Origin of the sequence: Halanaerobium kushneri (assembly GCF_900156285.1) — a bacterium.
In the GTDB taxonomy this organism is placed as follows: Bacteria; Bacillota; Halanaerobiia; order Halanaerobiales; family Halanaerobiaceae; genus Halanaerobium; species Halanaerobium kushneri.
Map to the genome: position 1 here is coordinate 64,697 of NZ_FTNC01000001.1, position 22,880 is coordinate 87,576.

Genomic DNA, 22,880 nt, shown 5'->3' on the forward strand with positions numbered 1-22,880 from the left:
ATGAGCCAATCTGATGAAAACTTAAGGTTTACATCAGCCTTATCAAATTTTTCTATCAAAGATTTCTGGAGAGAACACAAATTTTCTTATATGATGTTGCTGCCGGCTTTTATAGTGGTTTTATTTGTTGTGATTTACCCATTTTTTTATAACTTTAGGCTTGCTTTTTCTAATCTCAATATGTATAACATGAGACAGTTTATTCAAAGTGATCAGCTTAGCTATATTGGGATTGACAATTTTATTCAGATTATAACTGAAAGTTCATTCTGGATTATTTTACTGAGAACTGTTGCCTGGACAGTTATTAATGTTGTAGCTCATGTAGGTTTTGGAATATTTTATGCCATTATACTTGATCGTGATTTAATGTTTAAATCAATTTATAGAACTTTATTAGTAATTCCCTGGGCTATTCCTCAGTATATAGTAGTTTTAATCTGGAAGGGTATGTTTAATTTTCGTTATGGAGCAGTAAATTTACTTTTAAGGAAAATTGGTGTACCGGGGGTGGCCTGGCTAAGTCAGGCAAGTACAGGTTTTTCGGCAGCCTTAATTGTTAATATCTGGCTTGGAATTCCATTTATGATGATGATTGCTCTTGGTGGTCTGCAGAGTATTGATCCTAATTTTTATGAGGCAGCAGAAATTGATGGAGCCAGTAACTGGCAGCAGATTAAACATATCACTCTACCTCTATTAAAACCAGTTATGTTACCTGCTGTAATTTTGGGAGTTGTCTGGACTTTTAATAATTTAAGAGTTATTTATCTTTTAACTCAAAACACCTTAACAAATAAAATAGATATTCTGGTTACCCATGTTTATCGTTCTGCTTTTGAGTTTTATCGATATGGATATGCAGCAGCATTTTCATTAATTATTTTTGTTATTTTATTAGTCTGGGCAATTAGTTTTATTGACTATATAAATGAAGACTAAAGGGAGGTAATTAAATGTCAGTAAAAAAAGATAGCAAATGGAAGCGAATAGTATTCCATATAATATTACTTATTTCTGTGGTAATCGCAGTTTATCCGGCCTTAAGAGTTTTTGGTACTTCCTTAAGACCGGGAGATTCACTACATTCTACAAGCCTGGCTATTATTCCTGATGATGCAACCTTTGATGCCTATAAAACTTTGATTTTTGATAAAGGTTTTTTAATCTGGTTGAGAAACTCACTGCTGGTGACTTTCTTTACAGTGGTTATAGGAGTTTCTTTAGCATCAACAGCTGGCTATGTTTTTTCTCGCAAGAGATTTCCGGGGCGCAAATCCGGTCTAACATTTTTTCTGCTCACTCAGATGTTTCCTGCTACAATGCTTTTGCTGCCGATGTACATTCTGCTGGCCCAGTTTGGTTTAACTGATCAAACAGTTGTAGTTCCATTTTTGGGAATGGCTAAAGCTCACATAGGTTTAATTATCATGTATTCTTCGACAGCTCTACCTTTATGTGTCTGGCAGATGAAGGGATATTATGATACAATTCCGGAAAGTCTTGAAGAAGCAGCACTGGTTGATGGCTTAAATCAGTTCCAGGCATTTTATAAGATAATTTTGCCCCTGGCAAAACCGGCACTGGTAATTACAGCCTTATTTTCTTTTATGACAGCCTGGAATGAATATATGGTGGCCCGAGTGGTAATGACAGACAATAGTTTATATACTCTGCCAGTAGGGTTAACCAATCTGGCCGGTCAGTTTAACACTGCCTGGGCAGAATTTGCAGCTGCTTCTGTACTAATTATGCTACCTGTTATGGCAGTTTTCTTACTGTTATCCAGATTTTTAGTTGGTGGTCTGACTCTGGGTGGTGTAAAAGGTTAATTTTAAGTTTAAAAACCATTGATGAGCTTAAATTAGAATAATTGCCATATTATATTTAAATCTGAGTAAAATTGTTATATAATATTGACAGAGATTTATTATCTATCTTAACTAAATTATAAGGATTGATCAAATATGCCTACTTTAAAAGATGTGGCAAAAAGAGCTGGTGTAGCGCCATCCACAGTATCTCGAGTCATTAATGACAGTTCTCGGATTAGTGAAGAAACTAAATTTAAGGTTAGAAAAATTATGGATGAAATAGGCTATCATCCCAATATAAATGCCCGTAATCTGGTCAAACAGCGATCACATAATCTGGGACTTGTGATCCCTTATTCAACAGAAGAAGCTTTTGCTGACCCTTTTTATTCAGAAATTTTACGCGGAATAGGTGTTCTGGCACATTCAAAGGGGTTTAATTTACTGTTACTAACCAGCAATGGAGAAGATGAAGAAAAAAAGACTGTTCTAAATGCTGTTAGGGGCAAACAGATTGATGGAGTTTTACTTCTGCGTGCCAAGAAAGAGGATGGTTTAATTGATGAGCTAACTAAAATAAATTTTCCTTTTGTAATTGTTGGTCGCCCGGAAGAACAGGATAAATATTACTGGGTTAATAATGATAATATAGCTGCCAGTGAAAGAGTTGTGGATTATTTAATTGCAAATGGTCATCGAAATATTGCCATGATCGTTGGCGACGAAAATTATATAATGAATGAGGACCGTCTTCAGGGATATAAAAACTCTTTGCGTAAAAACAATTTAAAAATTAAGGATGAATTAATTGTTCAGTCCGAAAAAATTGATTATCAGAGTATTTATATGCTTTCTCAAAAAATGATCAAAGAATATCCAGAAATCACAGCTTTTTATGGGATGAGCGATACCATGGCTTATACAATTATGCAGGCTATGAATGATCTACAGATGAGTATACCAGAAGATATATCAATAGTTGGTTTTAATAATAATCCAATGTCAAAAATTGTCTCTCCACCTTTAACAACAGTAGATATTAATATTTATTTACTCGGTAATAAAGCAACTGAGTTATTAATCGGAGTTATTAATGGTCAGATTGACAAGTATCAGCATACAATTGTACCGGCTAAGATTATAGAAAGAAGCTCCTGTAAAAAATTAAATTAATTTACATTTTAGATTCCGACAGATTATTTCTGTCGGATTTTTTCTTAAAAAATTTAACGAAATTTGTCAGATATCTTTTTTTACTTTCAGCTTTTCTTATAATATAATTGTTTTAGAGAAATTATATTAGGTATTTATATTTGAATTATTATGATTTAGTTAGATTATTAATTAATAGAAGGGAGAAATCAAATGTCAGATAAAAAGAATTTTGTAGATAAATATTTTAATATCAAAAATTCTCTTCTATATTTTGCTCTCTTTTTACTAATTTCAGCAGTTTCGCTGTATTATGTTAATAAAATATATTCTCAGGGGAGTAATTTAGATGTCTTATTTTCTTTTTCAACCAAGATTTTAATTTCCTTATTTACTCTGTTATTTTTCTATTTTATTTTTGATGGTTTAAGACTATATTTTGTCTTAAAAACTTTGAATGCCGGCATTTCATTCTGGAATGTTTATAAATTAGTTTTTATAAATATCTTTATTTCGAATATTACCCCACTTGCAACCGGAGGAGGTTTTGCTCAGGTTTATTTTCTGCAAAAGAAAGGAATTCCTCTAGGTAAATCTTCAGCAGCTGTTTTAATCAGAACTTTATTGTCAGCGACAATGTTATTTTTAAGTGTGCCACTGATTGTGTTTCGTAATCGCTCAATGCTCAATTTACTTCCAGGAGATTATATCTTTGTTTATCTGGGATTATTTCTGGCTTTATACATTCTGGTTTTTTATCTTTTGATTTTCAAACTAAGAACGATTATGAAAATAATTTATAAGTTTTTTTATTTTTTAAAGTCTAAACATCTGCTGACCAAAAAGCGTTTTAGAAAAATTACCAGATATATTTTTAAAAATCTGGAACTCTTTTCTGAAGATCTGGCATTTTTTATTCAGGGGAAGAAAATATATGTTTTTCTGTCTTTTTTATTTACAGTTATTTTTCTGCTGGCAGAGTTTTCTTTTTCTTATCTTATTTTGAAGGGTCTTGGATATGAAATTCATTTTTTTAGAATTTTAACTCTCCAGGTATTGGTTGTTTTTATTATGTACTTTGCTCCTACTCCAGGGGCAGCAGGAATTGCAGAAGGGGGTTATTCACTTCTGTTTTCCAAATTCGTTAATCAGAGTGATCTCTTTCCTCTATTATTTTATTGGAGATTTTTTAGCAAATATGTTGGTATTTTAATTGGAGTTTTTGTTTTTTTTCATTTAATTATTAGAGGGGGGATAGAAGTTGAAGAAGAGTAAAGTCTATATATTTATTTTGATAATAATTATCTTAATTTTATTTTCTTATAAAATCTATGTCCCTTATACAATTCAGGATTTTAATGCTGTAAATGTTAAGAATATGGATTTAATTAAAGATAATGTTGATCAAAAAAATTATTCTTTTGCTGTAGTTGGTAATATAGAAAATTCTATTTCTATTTTTGATAATCGAATTTTAGAAAAAATAAAGAAAGATAATGTGGATTTTATACTGTCAACTGGAAATAATTTGCGTGATGGAGATGAAACAAAATATAGAGTTTTTTATCGTACTCTGGGAAAAACAAATATTCCTTTTTTAACTGCAATTGGGAGCAGGGAAATGAGAGATGATGGGAATGAAAACTTTTATAAGTATTTTGGTCCCTTTTATTTTTCTTTTCAAATTGATAATTCTTATTTTATCTTTTTAGATACAACGGAAAATACAAATTTAAGCTGGCAGCAGCAGTGGCTGCAGAGTCAACTTGAGCGAGCAGTAAGTTATGATAAAAAGTTTGTTATAATGAATAAAACTCCGGTTAAAATTGATAATGAAATTCTTAAAGATGATGATGACTTTAAATATATTGAATCAGAAGATTTAAGGAATTTTTATCAGGATTTATTTAGTCGTTATAATGTGGACTCCGTTTTTTCTTCTAATATTGAAATATATCATCAGGAAGAAATTAAGGGGGTTGATTATTATATTAGTGGTGGTGCTGGTGGTGAGTTAATTTTTGATAATGATAATAGTTTTTATCACTACCTTTTAGTAAATGTATCAGATTCAGGAGTGGAAGTAAGTGTTGAGCGACTCGAAAATAACCCCAGTACTTTTTCGAAACTGCTTGTGAATATCTGGGTTGCACTGCAGTCGTTTTTTTATGCTAATTATATTAATATTTTAATTGTATTATTTATTGCTTTGACTGTTTTTTATATTCTGCATCGGGAGATTAATAAAGAGGTAGATTATTATCGTGATTTTGCCTATTCTAATAAAAAAATTAAGGAACAGAAACTGAAAATTGCGATGTTTACCAATAATTATTTTCCGGTCATTGGCGGTGTTCCAATTTCAATACAGAGACTGGCAAAAGCTCTGAGAAATAGAGGCCATCAGGTTAAAATTTTTGCTCCAGAGTATAAGGAACAGACTGAGGATGAAACCGATATAATTCGCTGTAATTCTATTTATTATTATGAAGAATCTGGGCTGGCTTTTCCAGTAACCAATATTTATTCACCTCAGATAAAAAAAGATTTTAAAGCGGGAAATTTTGATCTTGTTCACGCTCATCATCCCTTCTGGTTGGGAAATAAAGGGCGCAAACTTGCCGAAAAATTTAATCTTCCGCTTGCCTTTACCTATCACACTCGACTGGAAAAATACTCACATTATGTACCAAATATTTTATTCATGCGTAAGTTTTTTAAAAACAGACTTTCGCATTTTCTGATCAGAAATTTTGCCAATAATACAGATGCTGTTTTTGCTCCAACAGAATCAACTAAGGAATATCTGCGTAATGTTGGGGTTAGCAGATTTATTAAAGTGATGCCAACTGGAATAGATTTTGATCATTATAATTGCCCGGATGAAGTGATTAATAAATTGAGAAAAAAATTAATTGGTGACGCGGAGCAGCTTTTAATTTCAGTTTCCAGACTATCTAAAGAAAAGAATCTATATTTTCTTTTAAATGGTATTAAAACCTTAAAAGAAAAAAGTAATCTTAATTTTAAATTAATTATTATTGGCAGTGGTTCAGAAAAAGATAATATAGAAAGTTTTATTGAGGAGAATCAGCTGGAAAATGAGATTGAGCTTATTGGAGCTGTTGACTTTAGAGAAATGGCTAAATATTATTTGGCTGCAGATTTATTTGTTTTTGCTTCGACTACGGAAACTCAGGGTATGGTTTTACTAGAAGCAATGGCCGGTTATAATCCTGTAGTTGCTGTTAAATCGAGTGGAATAGATGATGTTATTAAAAATGATTATAATGGCTATAAAACGGAGGAAGACACAGATCAGTGGAGCAGTCGAATTATAGATATATTAAATAGTAATGATGATTTTGAAAAAACAGCTCAAAATGCAAGAGAAATGGCCGAAAGCTATTCTATTGATCAGATGGCTGAGACAGCAGAAGAACTTTATTGCAGAATCTTACAGCTAAAAAAATATCAGTGATTGTTACAATGAACTATACTAATTTAATCAAGCAGATTTAATCAAACAGGAGGTAATATGTGATGATTGATTTTTTTAAAGATAAAAATATTTTTCATTTACAGAATAAAGAAATCAGTTATGTAATAAAAATATTAAAAAATGGTCAGCTGGGCCATCTTTACTGGGGTAAAAAAATAAAAAAAGCAGAAAGACTGGAAAGATATAGTATCTCTCAACATCGTCCCTATGAGGCTTATGCAGTTAAAGAGGATACCGGTTTTATTCTGGAAAATATTGCACGGGAATATCCTTCTTTTGGTCAGTCAGATTTTAGAGAGCCTGCTTATCAAATTGAATCCGAATCTGGATCAATTATTGCTGATTTAAAATATAAAGATCATCGGATTTATGCAGGGAAGAAAAAATTAACCGGTTTACCTGCAACTTATGTAGAAAATGATGCAGAAGCAGAGAGCCTGGAAATAACTCTTTATGATCAAGTTTTGGATTTAGAAGTTATTTTAACTTATACAATTTTTAGGGATTATCCAGTTATTACTCGTTCAGCTCGCTTTATAAATAAAGGTAAGCAAAAAATTAATCTCAAAAGAGCTCTCTCGATGAGTATTGATTTTGAGAATAAAGATTTTGAGTTATTACAGCTATCCGGTGCCTGGGGCAGAGAAAGAGATATTATCCGCCGTCCACTAGAACAGGGGATAACCAGAGTTGACAGTAAAAGAGGAGGCAGCAGCCACCAGCAAAATCCTTTTGCTGCTTTAGTAGAACCAGCTGCTGATGAATACCAGGGTCAGGTTTATGGATTTAGTCTTGTATATTCTGCCAACTTTATTGCTCAGGCTGAAAGAAACCATTATGGAAAAACAAGATTTAATATGGGGATAAATCCCTTTAATTTTAATTGGCTGCTGGAAAGTGGTCAGAGTTTCCAGACTCCTGAGGTTGTAATGAATTATTCCGATCAGGGTTTAAATAAAATGTCACAGAATTATCATCAGCTTTTTAGGAGTCGCCTGGCCAGAGGTAAACACAGAGATAAAGAAAGGCCTGTATTAATCAATAACTGGGAGGGGACCTATTTTGATTTTGATGCTGCTAAAATCCTAGAAATGGCAGCAGCTGCTGCAGAAGTTGATATTGAACTTTTTGTGCTTGATGATGGCTGGTTTGGTAAGCGTAATGATGATACTTCTTCTCTGGGAGACTGGTATGTAAACAAAGAAAAGCTATCCGGTGGTCTCAAATATTTGGCAGCTGAAATCAATAAATTAGGAATGGATTTTGGTCTCTGGTTTGAACCGGAAATGATTTCTCCTGACAGTGATTTGTATCGTGAACATCCTGAATGGGCAATTCAGGTTGAAAATAGAGAATCCTCACTTTCGAGACAGCAGTTAATCCTGGATTTAAGTAGACAAGATGTTCAGAACTATATAATAAAAAGAGTATCTGCCGTTTTAAATAAAGCAAATATCAGCTATGTTAAATGGGATATGAATAGACCAATGACCGAATATGGATCCTTAGAGCTTGCTGCTGAGCGTCAACGCGAGTTAAATCACCGCTATATTCTGGGTTTATACAGAGTTTTAGAGGAGCTTAGAGCTGAATTCCCTGAAATTTTATTTGAAAGCTGTGCCGGTGGTGGAGGTCGTTTTGACCCGGGAATGCTCTATTATATGCCTCAAACCTGGACCAGTGATGATACAGATGCAGTAGAAAGATTAAAGATCCAGTATGGGACTTCAATCGTTTATCCAGCATCAGCAATGGGAGCTCATGTTTCTGCAGTACCCAACCATCAGGTGGAACGCAGCACCTCACTTAAGATGCGATATGATGTAGCAAGTTTTGGGAACTTAGGCTATGAGCTTGATATTACAAAATTAAACAAAGAGGAAATGGAAGCAGTAAAAAAACAGGTCAATCATTATAAAGATATCAGACGGCTGGTCCAGTTCGGTGATTTTTATCGTTTGAAAAGTCCTTTTGAGGGTAATTTTACTGCCTGGTCTTATGTTGGGCAGGAGAAAAAAGAGGTTTTAGCTGGATTTTATCAGGTGCTTGCTGCTCCGAACCCAAAAGAACAGTTTATAAAATTGAAAGGATTAAATGCTGATCAGGATTATAAAGATTTAGATAGTGGTAAGGTGTATGGTGGCGATGAATTAATGAATTATGGTCTTAAAATTCCATTTTTAAAATCGGATTTCACTTCTAAAATATGGAGATTTAAAGCTGTTTGAAAATTTACTTTATAGTAAAAAAAAGAGATACTTTGATTGCACAATCAAAGTATCTCTTTAAATAGTAAATGGTAATTAAATTATTTTTATAATTATTTAGATCTTGCAGCCTCAATATTGATTTTTGTTCCCTTGATATAATTGTCTTTCATAATTTGTAATACTTCATGTCCTTTTTCTCTGGGAACTTCAACAAAGGTAAAATTGTCATAAATATCAATTGCTCCAATTAGACCACCTGGCATTCCTGTTTCTCCAGCGATAGCACCTACAATATGGCGGGGTGATACTTTATCTTTTTTACCAATATTAATAAACAATCTAACCATCCCCGGTTCCGCTCCTGTATCACCAAAGCTCTGACCTGAATTTTCATTCTGGTCTTCTTCGTCTTCTCTTTCCATCGATTTTTTCATCAGGGCAGCAGCAATTTCTAGAGCAGAATACTGCTCGTCAATTAAGTCTTCAATTAATTCAATATATTTCCCTAAATCAGTTGAATCCATATAAGTACCCAATTCATCACTAAATTGCTCAAATTGAGCTGCTTCAATATCAGATTGAGAAGGAATTTCAGATCTTTTAATTTTTGATTGGGTGAATTTTTGAATATCTCTTAGTTTATAAATATCTTTTCCAACTACAAAGTTGTGAGCTTCACCACTTTTACCGGCTCTACCTGTACGACCAATTCTGTGGACATAATAATCAGTATCCTGTGGTAGATCATAATTAAATACTGCTTCCACATCATCTACATCGATTCCCCGGGCTGCGACATCAGTAGCTACCAGTATTTCAATAATTCCATTTCTAAATTTACCCATTACTCGATCACGCTGATTTTGATTTAAGCCACCATGAATAGCATCTGCAAGATATCCACGGGCCTGTAGTTTAATGTTTAATTCATCCACCATTTTTCTGGTATTACAGAAGACAATGGCCAGCTCAGGATTGCTTAAATCGAGAATTCTGGTTAAAGCTTTTAGTTTATCATGTCTTCTTATTTCATAATAATACTGGTCAATAGAAGGCACAGTTAATTTTTCGTGAGCAACTCTTAAAAATTCCGATTTTTTTTGATATTTTTTACTTAATCTCTTTATAGATTTTGGAATAGTTGCAGAAAAGAAGAGAGTCTGTCTCTCTTCGGGAATATCCCTTAATATAGTCTCAATATCATCAATAAAGCCCATATCAAGCATTACATCAGCCTCATCAAGGACAAAATAATCTATGTTATCAAGTTTTAAAGTTCCCCGACGAATGTGATCCATTACTCTTCCAGGTGTACCAATTACAATCTGAACCCCCTTATTTAAGGCTTTAATCTGACGGCCAATGGACTGCCCACCATAAACAGGGAGAGTATAAATTCTGTTTTTGTATTTTGCCAGTCTTTTTAATTCTTCCGATACCTGTATAGCCAGTTCTCTTGTTGGACAGAGAATAATTGCCTGAGGATTTTTATTTTCAGCATCCATTTCCTCCAGGAGGGGAATACCAAAGGCAGCTGTTTTACCAGTCCCTGTCTGAGCCTGTCCTACAATATCTTTACCATCAAGAACAGCTGGAATAGCATTTGTCTGAATAGGAGTTGTTTCTTCAAAACCCATTTCTTCAACTGCTTTTAAAATCTCGTCTGATACATTCAATTCATTAAATTTAATCTTTTGCAAATTTACTTCCACTTCCTTTTTTAATTATATTCTTATACTAAACCTACCAACTATGCCATTTTCTTAACAAATAATACTGCATCCGGTTGATAAATTTATTCTTATAGGTAGATACTAAAAAACCCCGACTACAAACATATAGTCAGGGCTTAGTTGCTATATTATCTATTAAGTTGTAAAACACTAATTTTTTAGTCAGCTTTCTTAGTATAACCCAGTCTGAAGCTAAAGTCAAATTTTAAGTGATAGTATAAATTTTTTTCTGCTGCAGCCGGGATTAAAAATAATTCATATCAAATATAAAAATTTATAAGCAGGATTATTTAAAGTTTAGAATAATTATATTAATAAATAGTCTGAATAGGAGGATTTATATGGCACTTTTAGAAATGAACTTGTTTAGCGATAGTCTAGGTATGGCTTCTTCGGTTAATATAATTTTACCTGAGATCCTAAAAAAATCTATTAAATCAGAGCAAGATGAGAGAAGAGATTTTAAGACAGAATATCCTGTATTGTATTTATTACACGGGCTTTCAGATGATCATACGAGCTGGATACGCAGAAGTTCTATTGAACGTTATGCAGAAAATGCCGGGCTGGCAGTTATTATGCCTGCGGTTCACAGAAGCTTTTATACCGATATGGCACAGGGACAAGATTACTTTACTTATGTTAGTCAGGAACTTCCCAGAAAGTTAGAAAAAATATTTCCGCTGACAACTAAAAGAGAAGAGACTTTTATAGCAGGCCTCTCCATGGGGGGATATGGTGCTTTTAAACTGGCTTTGAATTTTCCAGAGAAATTTGCTGCTGCTGCCAGTTTATCTGGTGCTTTAAATATCGGCGAACATGTTACCAGTAAAACTGAGGCAGGAGAACTTTACGAAGAATTCAAGTGGATTTTTGGAGATTTAGAGAAAGTTAAAAATTCAAAACACGATTTATTTTATCTTCTTAAAAGATTAAAAGGCAGACAGGCTGAGATTCCCGAATTATATCAGTGCTGTGGTACTGAAGATTTTTTATATCAGGATAATCTAAAATTCAAAAAATTCTGCAGTAAAAATAATATAAAATTAAAATATGAAGAAGAGAAAGCTGACCATGAATGGTGGTACTGGGATAAAAAAATTAAATCGGTAATTGACTGGCTGCCTGTAAAAAGTAAATAGTAAATTAAACTAAGTAGTAAATAAAGTATAAATTTAATGACAATTTTTAATTTAGATATCAGTTTGACAGACTGGAGTTAGTTTGTTATTCTTGTTAAGGAGTTGAGCAAGCGGGTTGAATTTATCCCGCCTTATTATCAGAGTTATTAGCTTGCTGATAATAATAAATTAACATTAATTTAATTATATGGTTTAGGATTTGTTCCCTGAGAACACTTTCTAAACCTTTTTTAATGCCAGTAAATTTATGGCAAAAACAAATAAAGAGGTGAAAATATTGAAGATAAAAGCGGAAAATCTCTATAAAATATTTGACGGTAAAGGTCAAAAAGAGATCGAAATGCTGAAATCGGGTAAAAGCAAAGATGATATTTTAGAAAAAACTGGGGCTACTGTTGGAATCAATAATGCCAGTTTTGAAGTAGAAGAAGGCGAAATATTTGTGATTATGGGACTTTCCGGTAGTGGTAAATCGACTCTATTGAGAACCTTAAACCGCCTGGTGGAGCCTACTGCCGGTAGTGTAGAAATTGATAATACAAATATTATGGATTTAAATAAAGATCAATTACGTGAATTTAGAAAAGAAAAGTTTGGTATGGTTTTTCAAAACTTTGCTCTTTTTCCCTACCGTACTGTTTTAGAAAATGCAGAATTCGGTTTAGAAATACAGGGAATGGATAAAGATAAAAGAAGAGAGAAAGCAATGACTGCTCTTAAACAGGTCGGTCTGGAAGGGTACGAAGATCAAAAACCTGATCAGCTAAGTGGTGGAATGCAGCAAAGAGTTGGGCTTGCAAGAGCTCTAGCTGTTGATACAGATATTTTACTAATGGATGAGCCATTTAGTGCTTTAGATCCGCTGATCAAAAAAGATATGCAGGATAAACTTTTAGATTTATATGAACATATAGATAAAACCATTATTTTTATTACTCATGATCTTGATGAAGCATTAAAATTGGGAGATAGAATTGCGATTATGAAGGATGGAGAAATTGTTCAGGTTGGTAATCATGAAGAAATTTTAACCAATGCTGAAAATGATTATGTAGCAGAATTTGTTCAGGATGTTAATCGTTCTCGAGTTCTGACAGCAGAAGATATTATGGACAAGCCAGAAGCTGTTCTCTATCAACAGGATGGCTTAAGGACTGCACTCCATAAAATGAGACATAACGAACTGGGTAGTATTTTTGTGCTTGGTAAAAATAGAAGATATAGAGGGATTGTTACGATAGAGGATGTTGTCGAGTCTTTAAATAAAGATAAAGAAAATCTTACGGAAATAATTAAAGAAGTTCCAATAGCACAACCTGAGGAAAGTGTTAATGACTTATTTTCAAAAATTGCTGATATAAATACACCTTTACCGGTCCTTGATGAAAATAAAAAGTTAAAAGGTATAATTGTAAAAACACATGTTGTAGCAAATCTAGCTGCAGAAAATGTTTAAATTTAATTAAGTAAATTTTTATTATATAATTTTCTTTAAGTTAAATTAATTAAATAATATCTCTGGAGGGATATAAATGTACAAGACAAAATTAATTTCAACTTTACTAATCGTTCTACTAGGATTTGGAGTATTTGCTGCAGTACCACAGGTTCAGGCAGCTGAGGATACAATCGATTTTGGTTATGTTCAGTGGCCTGGAGTTACAGTAAAAACCCATGTCGCAGCAAAAGTTGCTGAGTACTTAGGTTATGATACTAAAATGACAGCAGCTCCAGAAACAGTTATCTTTAAGAGTTTAGAAAATAAAGATCTTGATGTGTTTTTAGGTAACTGGCTGCCCACAATGGAAAAAACTTATAGTGAATATCAGAAAAAAGGTGTAGTTCATAATGTTCGAGTTAATCTAGAGGATGTTGTCTATAGAACTGCTGTACCGGAATATGTTTATGAAGCAGGAGTTAAATCGTTAGCAGATTTAAAAGAGTATGCTGATAAATTTGACAGTAAGATTTATGGTCTTGAACCAGGTAATGCCGGAAATATTGTAATTCAGGATGCCATTAAAAATAATAAATATGGTTTAAAAGACTGGACTTTACAATCCAGTTCTACAGCTGGCATGCTTTCTGCAGTTCAGAGAGCAGTTAACAGTAAAGAGTGGATTGCTTTTAACGGTTGGAAACCTCATTATATGAATTTGATGTTTGATATTAAATATCTCGAAGATCCCGAAGGTATCTGGGGAGAAAGTGACAGTGTTTATACTGTAGCACGAGAGGGATATCAGGATGAAAATCCGAATTTCTATAAGTTCTTAAAACAATTTACCGTAACAGCTCCTATTCAAAATAAGTGGATTGACGAATATCAAAATAAAGACCGAGATCCTGAAGCTGTAGCTGAAGACTGGATTGCCAATAATTTAGATATTGTCAATCAGTGGGTATTTGGAGTTAAGAGTACTGATGGAAGAATGGGCAGAAAAGCAATAGCTGAAATAGTAAATAATTAAATTAAATAAAAATGATTCTAATCTAAAAAACTGGTGGTGTCATAATATGATGCCGCCAGTAAAAATTTAATAAAGGATGGTGATTATTATTAACAGTATTATTGAACTCTTTACAACAAAAATTCCTCTGGGGAACTGGGTAGAAAATTTGGTTAATTTTTTAATAAATAATTTTAGTGGTCCTTTAAATACATTTTCATCATTAATTGAATCAATAGTAGGTGGAGTGGAAGTAGTGCTTGCTTTTCCTCATCCACTGGTTTTAATTGCAATTTTTGCTGCAGCAGCCTGGAAGCTTAAAGGGAAAAGACTGGCAGTGTTTGTAGCTTTAGGATTGGGTCTTGTATTGAATATAGAAATGTGGGATCCGCTGGTTATTACTTTGGCTTCAATAATTACTTCTGTCTTGGTGGCTCTTGTAATTGGAATTCCAGTTGGAATAATTAAAGCTCATAATAAATGGGTGGATTTAATAACTCGCCCTATACTGGACTTTATGCAGACAATTCCACCTTTTGTTTATTTAATTCCTGCTCTAATGTTTTTTGGTCTTGGTAATGTATCAGGAGTAATTGCTACTGTAGTTTTTGCAATTGCACCTCCTATAAGATTAACCTATCTCGGGATAAAACAGGTAGATGAAGAATTAGAAGAAGCCGGTCATGCATTTGGGGCAAACTGGTGGCAGATTTTATTTAAAATTGAACTACCGGGGGCAATGCCATCAATAATGATGGGGATTAATCAGTGTATTATGCTCTCACTTTCAATGGTAGTTATTGCAGCCATGATTGGAGCCGGTGGTCTGGGAAAACCAGTGTTAAGATCTCTTAATGTTGTTGATATTGGACTTGGTTTTGAAGCAGGTCTCGGAGTAGTAATTATTGCTATGGTTCTGGATAGAATGTTTGGTAGGGACTCATAATCGAAGATAAGAAATGTTATTATAATTAAAATTATTACTTAGATAAATAATTATCAGCTTAATAATATAACATTAATAATATTAAAATCCCGCTCCGGTTTTAAGTTTACGGGGCGGGATTTAATATTTAATATTTCTTTATTAGTTTAAGATTTTAAAAACTAAATTAAACAATTCCCTGATCTAACATCGCATTAGCAACTTTTAGAAAACCAGCAATATTTGCTCCAGCAACCAGGTCTCCTTCCAGACCATATTCCTTAGCTACTTCACTGGCATCTTTATAGATATTAACCATAATTTTTTGCAGTTCCTGGTCAACTTTATCAAATGTCCATTCATCAAACATTGCATTTTGAGTCATTTCGATAGCTGAAGTTGCAACACCACCAGCATTGGCAGCTTTACCGGGAATATAGAAAATATTATTTTCTTTTACCAATTTAATTGCTTCTGGAGTTAAAGGCATATTGGCCCCTTCGCCAATGGCAATTACACCATTATCGATTAATTTTTGTGCTCCTACTTGATCCATTTCATTTTGGGTGGCACAGGGAAGAGCAATATCACAGTCAACTGACCAGATATCACTGCAGTTATCATAGTATTCAGCTTCTGGATATTCTTCCAGGTATTCTTTAATTCTGCCGCGATTGACTTCCTTGATCTCTTTAACCAGATCAAGATCAATACCATTTTCATCATATAAATAACCGGATGAGTCACTCATGGCTACAACTTTAGCTCCGAGCTGAGTTACTTTTTCGTTGGCATATATTGCAACATTACCGGAACCTGAAATAACTACCTTTTTATCATTTAATGAAATTTTATTATCTTTAAGCATTTCTTCTAATATGTAGACCAGACCATAACCTGTAGCTTCAGTTCGGACCAGACTTCCACCCCAATCAAGTCCTTTACCGGTTAAAACACCAGCCTCATATCTATTTTTAATTCTTTTATACTGGCCGAAGAGATAACCAATTTCTCTACCGCCGACACCGATATCACCAGCCGGAACATCAGTTTTATCACCAATATGTCGGGCAAGTTCTGTCATAAAGCTCTGGCAGAAACGCATAACTTCCTGATCTGATTTACCCTTAGGATTAAAATCACTTCCACCTTTACCTCCCCCAATAGGGCGGCCAGTCAAAGCGTTTTTAAAAATTTGTTCGAAGCCAAGAAATTTCACTATACCTGTATACACTGAAGGATGAAATCTTAGACCACCTTTATAGGGACCAAGTGCAGAATTAAATTCGATTCTAAATCCACGATTTACCTGGGTATTGCCCTGATCATCAACCCAGGGAACCCGAAAAATAATCTGTCTTTCCGGTTCAACAATTCTTTCTAAAACACCATTTTCTTCATATTCAGGGTGTTTTTCAAAAACAGGGTTTAAAGATTCTAATACTTCTTCAACTGCCTGATGAAATTCCACTTCACCAGGATTTCTTTCCTTAACCATTGTTAAAACTTTTTCCGTGTAATTGCTCAAACTTCTCACTCCTCAAAATTTTTTTATATTATTAAACTATCACAAATTAATCTTAATATATATTTAATCTAAAATCAATTGATTTGACCAAGTTTTGTCTGTATACAAGTATACTTCTTTAGCCCTTTAACTTGATTAATTTACTTTAGTTTAATCAATCTCAGTGACAGATAAAATTTATCAGTTATTTCTTGACAACTTTTCTTCAATTATATATACTTAAACAAAGTAAAAAGATAATAAATTTTAATAGGAAAATGCCTCATTGTTCTAATGAGGTAGAGGCGCAAATTTTGATCAGTAATCTGCTTGCTTAAGGCTTAAACCGCTGCAGCAGAGGAAAGGCAAATTTGCCGAAGTTTTCAGTCAGGGTTTAATGGCTGTTTGCTGGGTCTGTATATAATATATGCAGAACTGTCATTAAAAGTTTTCCAGGCTTTTAATGTTGAGCTATCTCAAAAGATGTAAGAGGTGATTTCTCTGATTAAGTATTTAACTCAGCGATTTCGCTGAGTTTTTGTTATCTATAGATATTTTTTATTTTGACATTGAATTATGATAAAATAATTTTAGACAATAATTTAAAAATGGAGTAGATTTATGAAAACAATAACTATACCTGAATTAAAAATTAGAGAAATTGTTAAAGAATATGGAACGCCTTTTCATATTTATGATGAAAAGACAATTGTTGACCGTTTAAATAATTTGATTTCTTCTTTTGACTGGGTTGATTTTAAAGAATATTTTGCTATTAAAGCCAATCCAAATCCACATATTTTAAAAATAATGCAGGAAAATAATTGTGGTGTTGATGCTGCTACGGTTTCTGAGATTAAGCTGGCAGAAATGGCTGGCTTCAGCGGGGAAGAGATAATGTTTACTTCTAATCTGACCACTCTTGACGCCTATCAATATGCAGTTGAACGTGGTTGTATTATTAATATTGACTGGGCAGCAGATATTTATGAACTTTTGGAGGCAGAAATAATACCTGAGAATATCTGTTTTAGATTAAATCCAGGATCAATTGAAAATGAAATTATGGGGGATTCTAAGGAATCCAAATTTGGTTCTACTGCAGGGCAGATTAAAGAAGCGATTGCTTTTTTAGTTGAACAGGGAATTAAATCAATTGGACTGCATACAATGGTTGTTTCGAATGAAAATGATCCTCAAATTTTTGGTGAATATACAGAAATGCTTTTTAACTTTGCCAGAGAAATAATTGAGGAATATCAAATTAAAATCGATTTTATTAATATTGGAGGCGGAATTGGAATTCCCTATCAATCTGAGACAGAGGTTGATGTTGAAGCAATTGCAGGTGCAGTCAATGAATCGTATGATAAAATTTTAAGAGAAAACGGACTGCAGCCTAAAATATTTATGGAATCTGGCCGCTATATTACAGGAGAGTCAGGTTATTTAGTGACCAGAGTAATCAAAGAAAAAGAAACATACAAAAAATATCTGGGAGTAGATGCTTCAATGTCAGATTTAATGAGACCTGCAATGTATAGAAGTTATCATTATATAACCAACCTTGATGCAGAGGTACGTGGAAAAAAGAAAATGATCGAATATGATGTTATCGGCTCCCTCTGTGAAAATAATGATAAATTTGCTATTGACCGTAAACTTCCCGAAAGTAAATTAGGGGATCTGCTGGTTGTTCATGACACAGGGGCCCATGGGCATGCAATGGGTTTTAATTATAATGGAATGCTCAGAAATGGAGAATTTTTATATACAATTGATGGCGATATTAAACAGATCAGGCGTGATGAGACTTTTGAAGATTACACAAATACTGTAATAGGAGGCTATTAATATGTTTAAGGGTGTTGGTACTGCTTTAATTACTCCTTTTAAAGAAAATGGTGAAGTGGATTATAAAATGTTTGAGAAAATTTTGGATCACCAATTAGAAAATGAGATTGATGCTCTGGTGGTCCTGGGCACAACCGGTGAATCTCCAACTGTTCATTTAGAAGAAAGAAAATTACTTACTGAAATGGCTGTCAGTAAGGCTGATGGTGAGATTCCGGTAATTGTGGGCACTGGAACTAATGATACTTCCAAAGTTATAGAAATGAATGAGCTGGCAGCAGAACAGGGAGCAGATGGAGTTTTAATAGTTACTCCTTATTATAATAAAACAAGCCAGCAGGGTTTAGTTGACCACTATACTTATGTTGCCAGAAAAACTGAGCTGCCAATAATTGCCTATAATGTACCTTCCAGAACTGGAGTCAATATTGAGCCAGAAACTTTTCAAAAAATGTCGAAAATGCAGGACAATATTGTGGCAATCAAAGAAGCCAGTGGGGATATGAGTCAGATTTTAAATGTAATTAAACTTACCAGAGAAAATAAAATTATACTATCGGGTAATGATGATCAGGCACTTCCCTTAATGATGTCAGGTGGAAGTGGTGTTATCTCCGTATTTTCTAATCTGCTGCCGGGGGTAATGAAAAAAATTACTTCCTATATTTTAGCTAACGATTATCAGTCAGCCAGAGATTTACATTATAAATACTTAAAATTGATGCGCTTAATTTTTGTTGATGTAAATCCAATTCCAATTAAGTTTGCTATGCAGCAGATTGGTCTGTCAAATAATAATTTGCGTCGACCTCTGGTTAATTTAAATAAAGAACATCAAAAATTAATTTTAACTGAAATGGAGGAGCTTGATATAGTATGAAGTACGGAATTATAGGTTATTCAGGCAGAATGGGTCAGGCGATAGAAGAATTGTTTTCTGAAGCTGGCCATGAGTTAGTCTATCAGATGGATGAAAATGGTGAAAAAGAAATTGAGAAGCCAGAAGTAGTGATTGATTTTTCTTTAAAAGAAGCCTTTGCTGATACAGTTAGAGTGATTAAGGAAAAAGAGGTACCTCTGGTTATTGGGACAACAGGACTTGACGATACTGACTTTGCTAAATTAGATGAGCTGGCAGAAAAAGTAGCAGTAATTCAGAGCTTTAATTTTTCGATTGGAATTAATATTCTATCTGAATTAATCAAAAAAGTTAATAAGTATGTAGATCGGGATTGGGATATTGAAATTTCCGAAACTCACCACCGTTTTAAAAAAGATAAACCATCTGGAACAGCAATAATGTTGGGAGATCTTCTGGAGAGGGATGTTGAAATGCATTCCAAAAGACTGGGTTCAGAATTTGGAGAACATGAAGTTGACTTTGCCAGTATAGGTGAAGTGCTGACCTTAAAGCATAGAGCTTACTCAAGAAAAGCTTTTACTCAGGGAGTGCTGTTAAGTGCAGAAAAAATTCTGGATTTAGAACCTGGATTTTATAGCTTTTCTGAGATTTTAAAATAATAATTAAAATAAAATAATTGTTGAAGTTATCAAATAAACTATAATTGGAGGCCAAAAAATGAATTCTTATGATTTAATTGATTATATTTCAAATTCTACTAAAAAAACACCCGTTAAGTTTTATATTAAAGGTAAAGAATTAAAAGATTCTCTAAGTACTTACGAATATTATGGAGATGACAGTTCTGGAGTTGTTTTCTGTGAGTTGAAAGAGGCAGAAGCCTTAAAAAAAGAACTGGACGATAAATTAACCCAGTCTAGAATTGAGATGGATAGACTAAATTCTGCTATTCCTTTAGCTGATTACAGTCAGTATAACTGCCGGATTGAGCCTGGTGTTCATATTCGTGATCAGGTTGAAATTGGTGATGGCTGTGTCTTAATGATGGGAGCTGTAATTAATATTGGGGCCCAAATTGGCAAAAATACAATGATTGATATGAATACAGTGCTGGGAGGTAGAGCAACTGTTGGTGATAACTGCCATATTGGGGCAGGAACTGTACTGGCTGGAGTTATTGAACCTCCGAGTGCTGATCCGGTAGTTGTGGAAGATAATGTTTTAATCGGTGCCAATGCAGTTGTTTTAGAAGGAGTTCAGATTGGTGAAGGTGCTGTAATTGCTGCCGGCTCAATAGTAATTGATGATGTACCTGCAGGTGCTGTCTATGCTGGTGCTCCTGCTAAAAAGATTAAAGATGTAGATGACCAGACAAAACAGAAAACTGAGGTAATGGCCAGTCTGCGTCAGCTTTAAAATAAAATTTAAAAAAATAAATTTTAAGCTGGCTGGATTTTTATTCTGGCCAGCTTTTAAAACAGGCAGGAATTAAATTTTCCCCAAATAATTTTAAAAAGGGTGTATTAAAATGCGTTATTTAGAACTTTATAATAGTTATGATTTTACAATTGAGAAGGCAGAAGGAGTATATATTTTCGATACGGATGGTAATAAATATTTTGATACATTTTCCGGGATTGGAGTGCTGGCCCTGGGCCACAGCCATCCGGAGGTAGTACATGCAATTAGTGATAAACTGCATAAATATGCACATACATCAAATTACTTTTTGGATCAGGATACCGAAACAGTGGCTGAGTTAATTAGTGATCCAGGAGATAAAGTCTTTTTTGTTAATTCTGGAACTGAGGCAACAGAACTTGCTTTAAAAATTATCAAAAAGAAAATTGGAGCAGGTAAAATTTTATTTTTCAGCAATTCCTTTCACGGCAGAAGTCTGGGAGCTCTTTCGGTTAATGGTTTCCCCGGTATTAGGGATCAGTTTAAACCACTGCTGCCAGATACAATCGAAGCTGAGTTCAATGATATAGAAAGTCTAAGAGAAGCCGCAGCCAATAATCCTGATATCAAAGCTGTTTTCTTTGAACCTCTGCAGGGATCAGGTGGTGTCCAGCCTGCTTCTGAAGAATTTGTAGCTGAATTAAATCAATTAATTGATCAAAATAACTGGATTCTAGCTGTAGATGAAGTTCAGGCCGGACTGTACAGGACAGCAGAAAAATATTCATATCAGAATTTTGATTTAAGTCCTGATTTAATTACTGTTGCCAAAGCACTTGGTGGAGGTCTTCCGTTAGGTGGAGTAGTCATGAAAGGAGAAATGACAGGGGTTTTAGAACCCGGTGATCATGGCTCAACTTTTGCTCCTAATCCACTTGCTTTACGAGGAGCCAGAGTTGTAATGGAAAAATTAGAGAGTATGCAGGATTCTATTGCAGAAAGAGGAGAATACTTTTTAAAAAAATTAAAAGAACTGAAATCTGAAAAAATAAAAGAGGTTAGAGGAATTGGCTTAATGCTGGGAATTGAATTAAATGAAGAAATACCTGACTTGAGAGCTAAAGCTCAGGCAGAAGGAATTCTGCTGAATATTGTTAAAGGCAAGGTGATTCGTTTTTTACCGGCTTTAAATATTACTAAAGATGAGATAGATCAGCTGCTAGAGAAGCTAAAAAAAATAATTTAATGTTTTGTTAGATGATACCGGGAACCTGGATTAATTTTTCAGGTTCCCGTTTTTTGCGTCTCTTTATTTTATTAAGCTTTAAAAATCCGGCATTTCGTCAATGGCATTTTTCTTTTCTTCGGTATCGACATGAGTATAAATCTGAGTTGTAGACAGATTGGCATGACCTAAAAGATCCTGCAGGACTTTAATATCCTTAGTCTGCCGATAAAGAGTAGAAGCAAAAGTATGGCGGAGTTTGTGGGGAGTTATTTTTTCAGCTCTACTCAAACCAGCATTTTTTGCATATTTTTTGACAAAAAGTTGAATTGTTCTGGGACTGATTCTCCTGCCGTGACGAGAGATAAAAACAGCCTGTCGGGCATCACTATCTTTAATTTTAATCGAATTTCTTTCTCTCATATAGCGTCTGATTGCTAAGATTACATCATTATGCAGCGGTACATAGCGCTCCTTTTTTCCCTTACCATAAAACTTGATCGAAGCATCTTCAAAATCAATATTATCAAAATCTAAATTAACCAATTCTGAAATCCGGAGTCCAGCATAAAGGAAGAGTTTAACTATGGCCAGATCACGTAATCGGTTAATTCCACCATGTTCTTCGATGGCACTGATAAATTTCTGTGCCTCCTTAAGCTTTAAATAAATTGGTTCCAGCCGGTTATCAGTTTTACTGCTTTCTATTGCTTCTGCTGGATTTTTAGTCACAATCCCATAGTGGAGTAGATATTTATAAAAAGAGCGGACAGCAAAAAGTTTTCGATTTCTGGTAACCGCTTTATTATCATTAATAATTACTGCATCAGCCAGAAATTCCGAAATATCAAGTCGATCAACCTCATCTGGTCTAAAACCTTCCTTAAAATCAAGTTCTTCTCGTAGATATTTATGTAATTGGTGTAGATCACTATCATACTCCTTAATTGTCAGCTTAGAGTATCCCTTTTCCACATCAAGATATTTTTTAAATTTATTTAAAGCCTGTAAAAAATCAAGTTGAGAAATTTTAATCACTTCCTTTCATTTATTGGTACTGGGTGCCTGGTACCCTTACATTATTTATTCAATTAAAAACTTTA

The 22,880-nt window shown here is 33.9% G+C and carries 18 protein-coding genes and 1 riboswitch; of the genes, 15 read left to right on the plus strand and 3 right to left on the minus strand.

The window, feature by feature from the left end:
- The 6 genes from BW929_RS00265 (at nt 1) to BW929_RS00290 (ending at nt 8,696) form a co-directional block, all read left to right on the plus strand.
- Entirely contained in the window at nt 1–942 is a 942-nt protein-coding gene (locus BW929_RS00265) for a carbohydrate ABC transporter permease (protein WP_076543366.1), read from the plus strand.
- A gap of 14 nt (nt 943–956) precedes the next feature.
- On the plus strand, nt 957–1,832 hold the full coding sequence (locus BW929_RS00270) for a sugar ABC transporter permease (protein ID WP_076543367.1): 876 nt from the start codon (nt 957–959) through the stop codon (nt 1,830–1,832).
- Between the two features lie 135 nt (nt 1,833–1,967).
- A complete protein-coding gene (locus BW929_RS00275; RefSeq protein WP_076543368.1) occupies nt 1,968–2,987 on the plus strand; it encodes a LacI family DNA-binding transcriptional regulator in 1,020 nt (339 codons plus the stop codon).
- A 192-nt stretch (nt 2,988–3,179) separates the two neighbouring features.
- Nucleotides 3,180–4,241: a lysylphosphatidylglycerol synthase transmembrane domain-containing protein gene (locus BW929_RS00280; protein ID WP_076543369.1), complete on the plus strand. Its 1,062-nt coding sequence runs from the start codon at nt 3,180–3,182 to the stop codon at nt 4,239–4,241.
- Entirely contained in the window at nt 4,228–6,447 is a 2,220-nt protein-coding gene (locus BW929_RS00285; RefSeq protein WP_076543370.1) for a glycosyltransferase, read from the plus strand. Before BW929_RS00280 ends, BW929_RS00285 begins: the two co-directional genes overlap by 14 nt.
- Before the next feature lie 62 nt (nt 6,448–6,509).
- On the plus strand, nt 6,510–8,696 hold the full coding sequence (locus BW929_RS00290) for an alpha-galactosidase (protein ID WP_076543371.1): 2,187 nt from the start codon (nt 6,510–6,512) through the stop codon (nt 8,694–8,696).
- A 92-nt stretch (nt 8,697–8,788) separates the two neighbouring features.
- Here the strand turns inward: BW929_RS00290 and BW929_RS00295 are convergent, their stop codons facing one another.
- Nucleotides 8,789–10,378 carry a DEAD/DEAH box helicase gene (locus BW929_RS00295; protein WP_076543372.1) on the minus strand — a complete coding sequence of 530 codons (1,590 nt, stop codon included), beginning with the start codon at nt 10,376–10,378 and terminating at the stop codon, nt 8,789–8,791.
- Nucleotides 10,379–10,752: 374 nt separating this feature from the next.
- Between BW929_RS00295 and BW929_RS00300 the strand changes: the two genes are divergently transcribed.
- The 4 genes from BW929_RS00300 (at nt 10,753) to BW929_RS00315 (ending at nt 14,949) form a co-directional block, all read left to right on the plus strand.
- A complete protein-coding gene (locus BW929_RS00300) occupies nt 10,753–11,553 on the plus strand; it encodes an alpha/beta hydrolase (RefSeq protein ID WP_076543373.1) in 801 nt (266 codons plus the stop codon).
- Nucleotides 11,554–11,827: 274 nt separating this feature from the next.
- Nucleotides 11,828–13,009: a quaternary amine ABC transporter ATP-binding protein gene (locus BW929_RS00305; RefSeq protein WP_199505788.1), complete on the plus strand. Its 1,182-nt coding sequence runs from the start codon at nt 11,828–11,830 to the stop codon at nt 13,007–13,009.
- Nucleotides 13,010–13,085: 76 nt separating this feature from the next.
- Complete coding sequence (locus BW929_RS00310) at nt 13,086–14,024, plus strand: ABC transporter substrate-binding protein (protein ID WP_076543375.1); 939 nt, start codon at nt 13,086–13,088, stop codon at nt 14,022–14,024.
- Nucleotides 14,025–14,100: 76 nt separating this feature from the next.
- Complete coding sequence (locus BW929_RS00315; protein WP_076543376.1) at nt 14,101–14,949, plus strand: ABC transporter permease; 849 nt, start codon at nt 14,101–14,103, stop codon at nt 14,947–14,949.
- 166 nt (nt 14,950–15,115) lie between these two features.
- On the opposite strand, the gene gdhA is transcribed toward BW929_RS00315, so the two are convergent.
- On the minus strand, nt 15,116–16,456 hold the full coding sequence (gdhA, locus tag BW929_RS00320; RefSeq protein WP_076543377.1) for an NADP-specific glutamate dehydrogenase: 1,341 nt from the start codon (nt 16,454–16,456) through the stop codon (nt 15,116–15,118).
- A 271-nt stretch (nt 16,457–16,727) separates the two neighbouring features.
- A riboswitch (Lysine riboswitch) is annotated at nt 16,728–16,917 on the plus strand.
- A 139-nt stretch (nt 16,918–17,056) separates the two neighbouring features.
- Here gdhA and lysA point away from each other — a divergent pair.
- From lysA to BW929_RS00345, 5 genes are all read left to right on the plus strand, one after another.
- Nucleotides 17,057–18,289, plus strand: coding sequence for a diaminopimelate decarboxylase (gene lysA, locus BW929_RS00325; protein ID WP_076543378.1), 1,233 nt, complete (start codon nt 17,057–17,059; stop codon nt 18,287–18,289).
- A 1-nt stretch (nt 18,290) separates the two neighbouring features.
- Entirely contained in the window at nt 18,291–19,169 is an 879-nt protein-coding gene (gene dapA, locus BW929_RS00330) for a 4-hydroxy-tetrahydrodipicolinate synthase (RefSeq protein ID WP_076543379.1), read from the plus strand.
- Complete coding sequence (locus tag BW929_RS00335) at nt 19,166–19,810, plus strand: 4-hydroxy-tetrahydrodipicolinate reductase (protein ID WP_076543380.1); 645 nt, start codon at nt 19,166–19,168, stop codon at nt 19,808–19,810. Before dapA ends, BW929_RS00335 begins: the two co-directional genes overlap by 4 nt.
- Nucleotides 19,811–19,868: 58 nt before the next feature.
- Nucleotides 19,869–20,567 (plus strand): 2,3,4,5-tetrahydropyridine-2,6-dicarboxylate N-acetyltransferase, encoded by a 699-nt coding sequence (dapD, locus tag BW929_RS00340; protein WP_076543381.1) that lies wholly within the window; start codon nt 19,869–19,871, stop codon nt 20,565–20,567.
- 112 nt (nt 20,568–20,679) lie between these two features.
- Complete coding sequence (locus BW929_RS00345) at nt 20,680–21,798, plus strand: aspartate aminotransferase family protein (protein ID WP_076543382.1); 1,119 nt, start codon at nt 20,680–20,682, stop codon at nt 21,796–21,798.
- Nucleotides 21,799–21,876: 78 nt separating this feature from the next.
- Here BW929_RS00345 and xerA read toward each other — a convergent pair whose 3' ends face one another.
- On the minus strand, nt 21,877–22,815 hold the full coding sequence (xerA, locus tag BW929_RS00350; RefSeq protein WP_076543383.1) for a site-specific tyrosine recombinase/integron integrase: 939 nt from the start codon (nt 22,813–22,815) through the stop codon (nt 21,877–21,879).
- Nucleotides 22,816–22,880 lie beyond the last annotated feature (65 nt).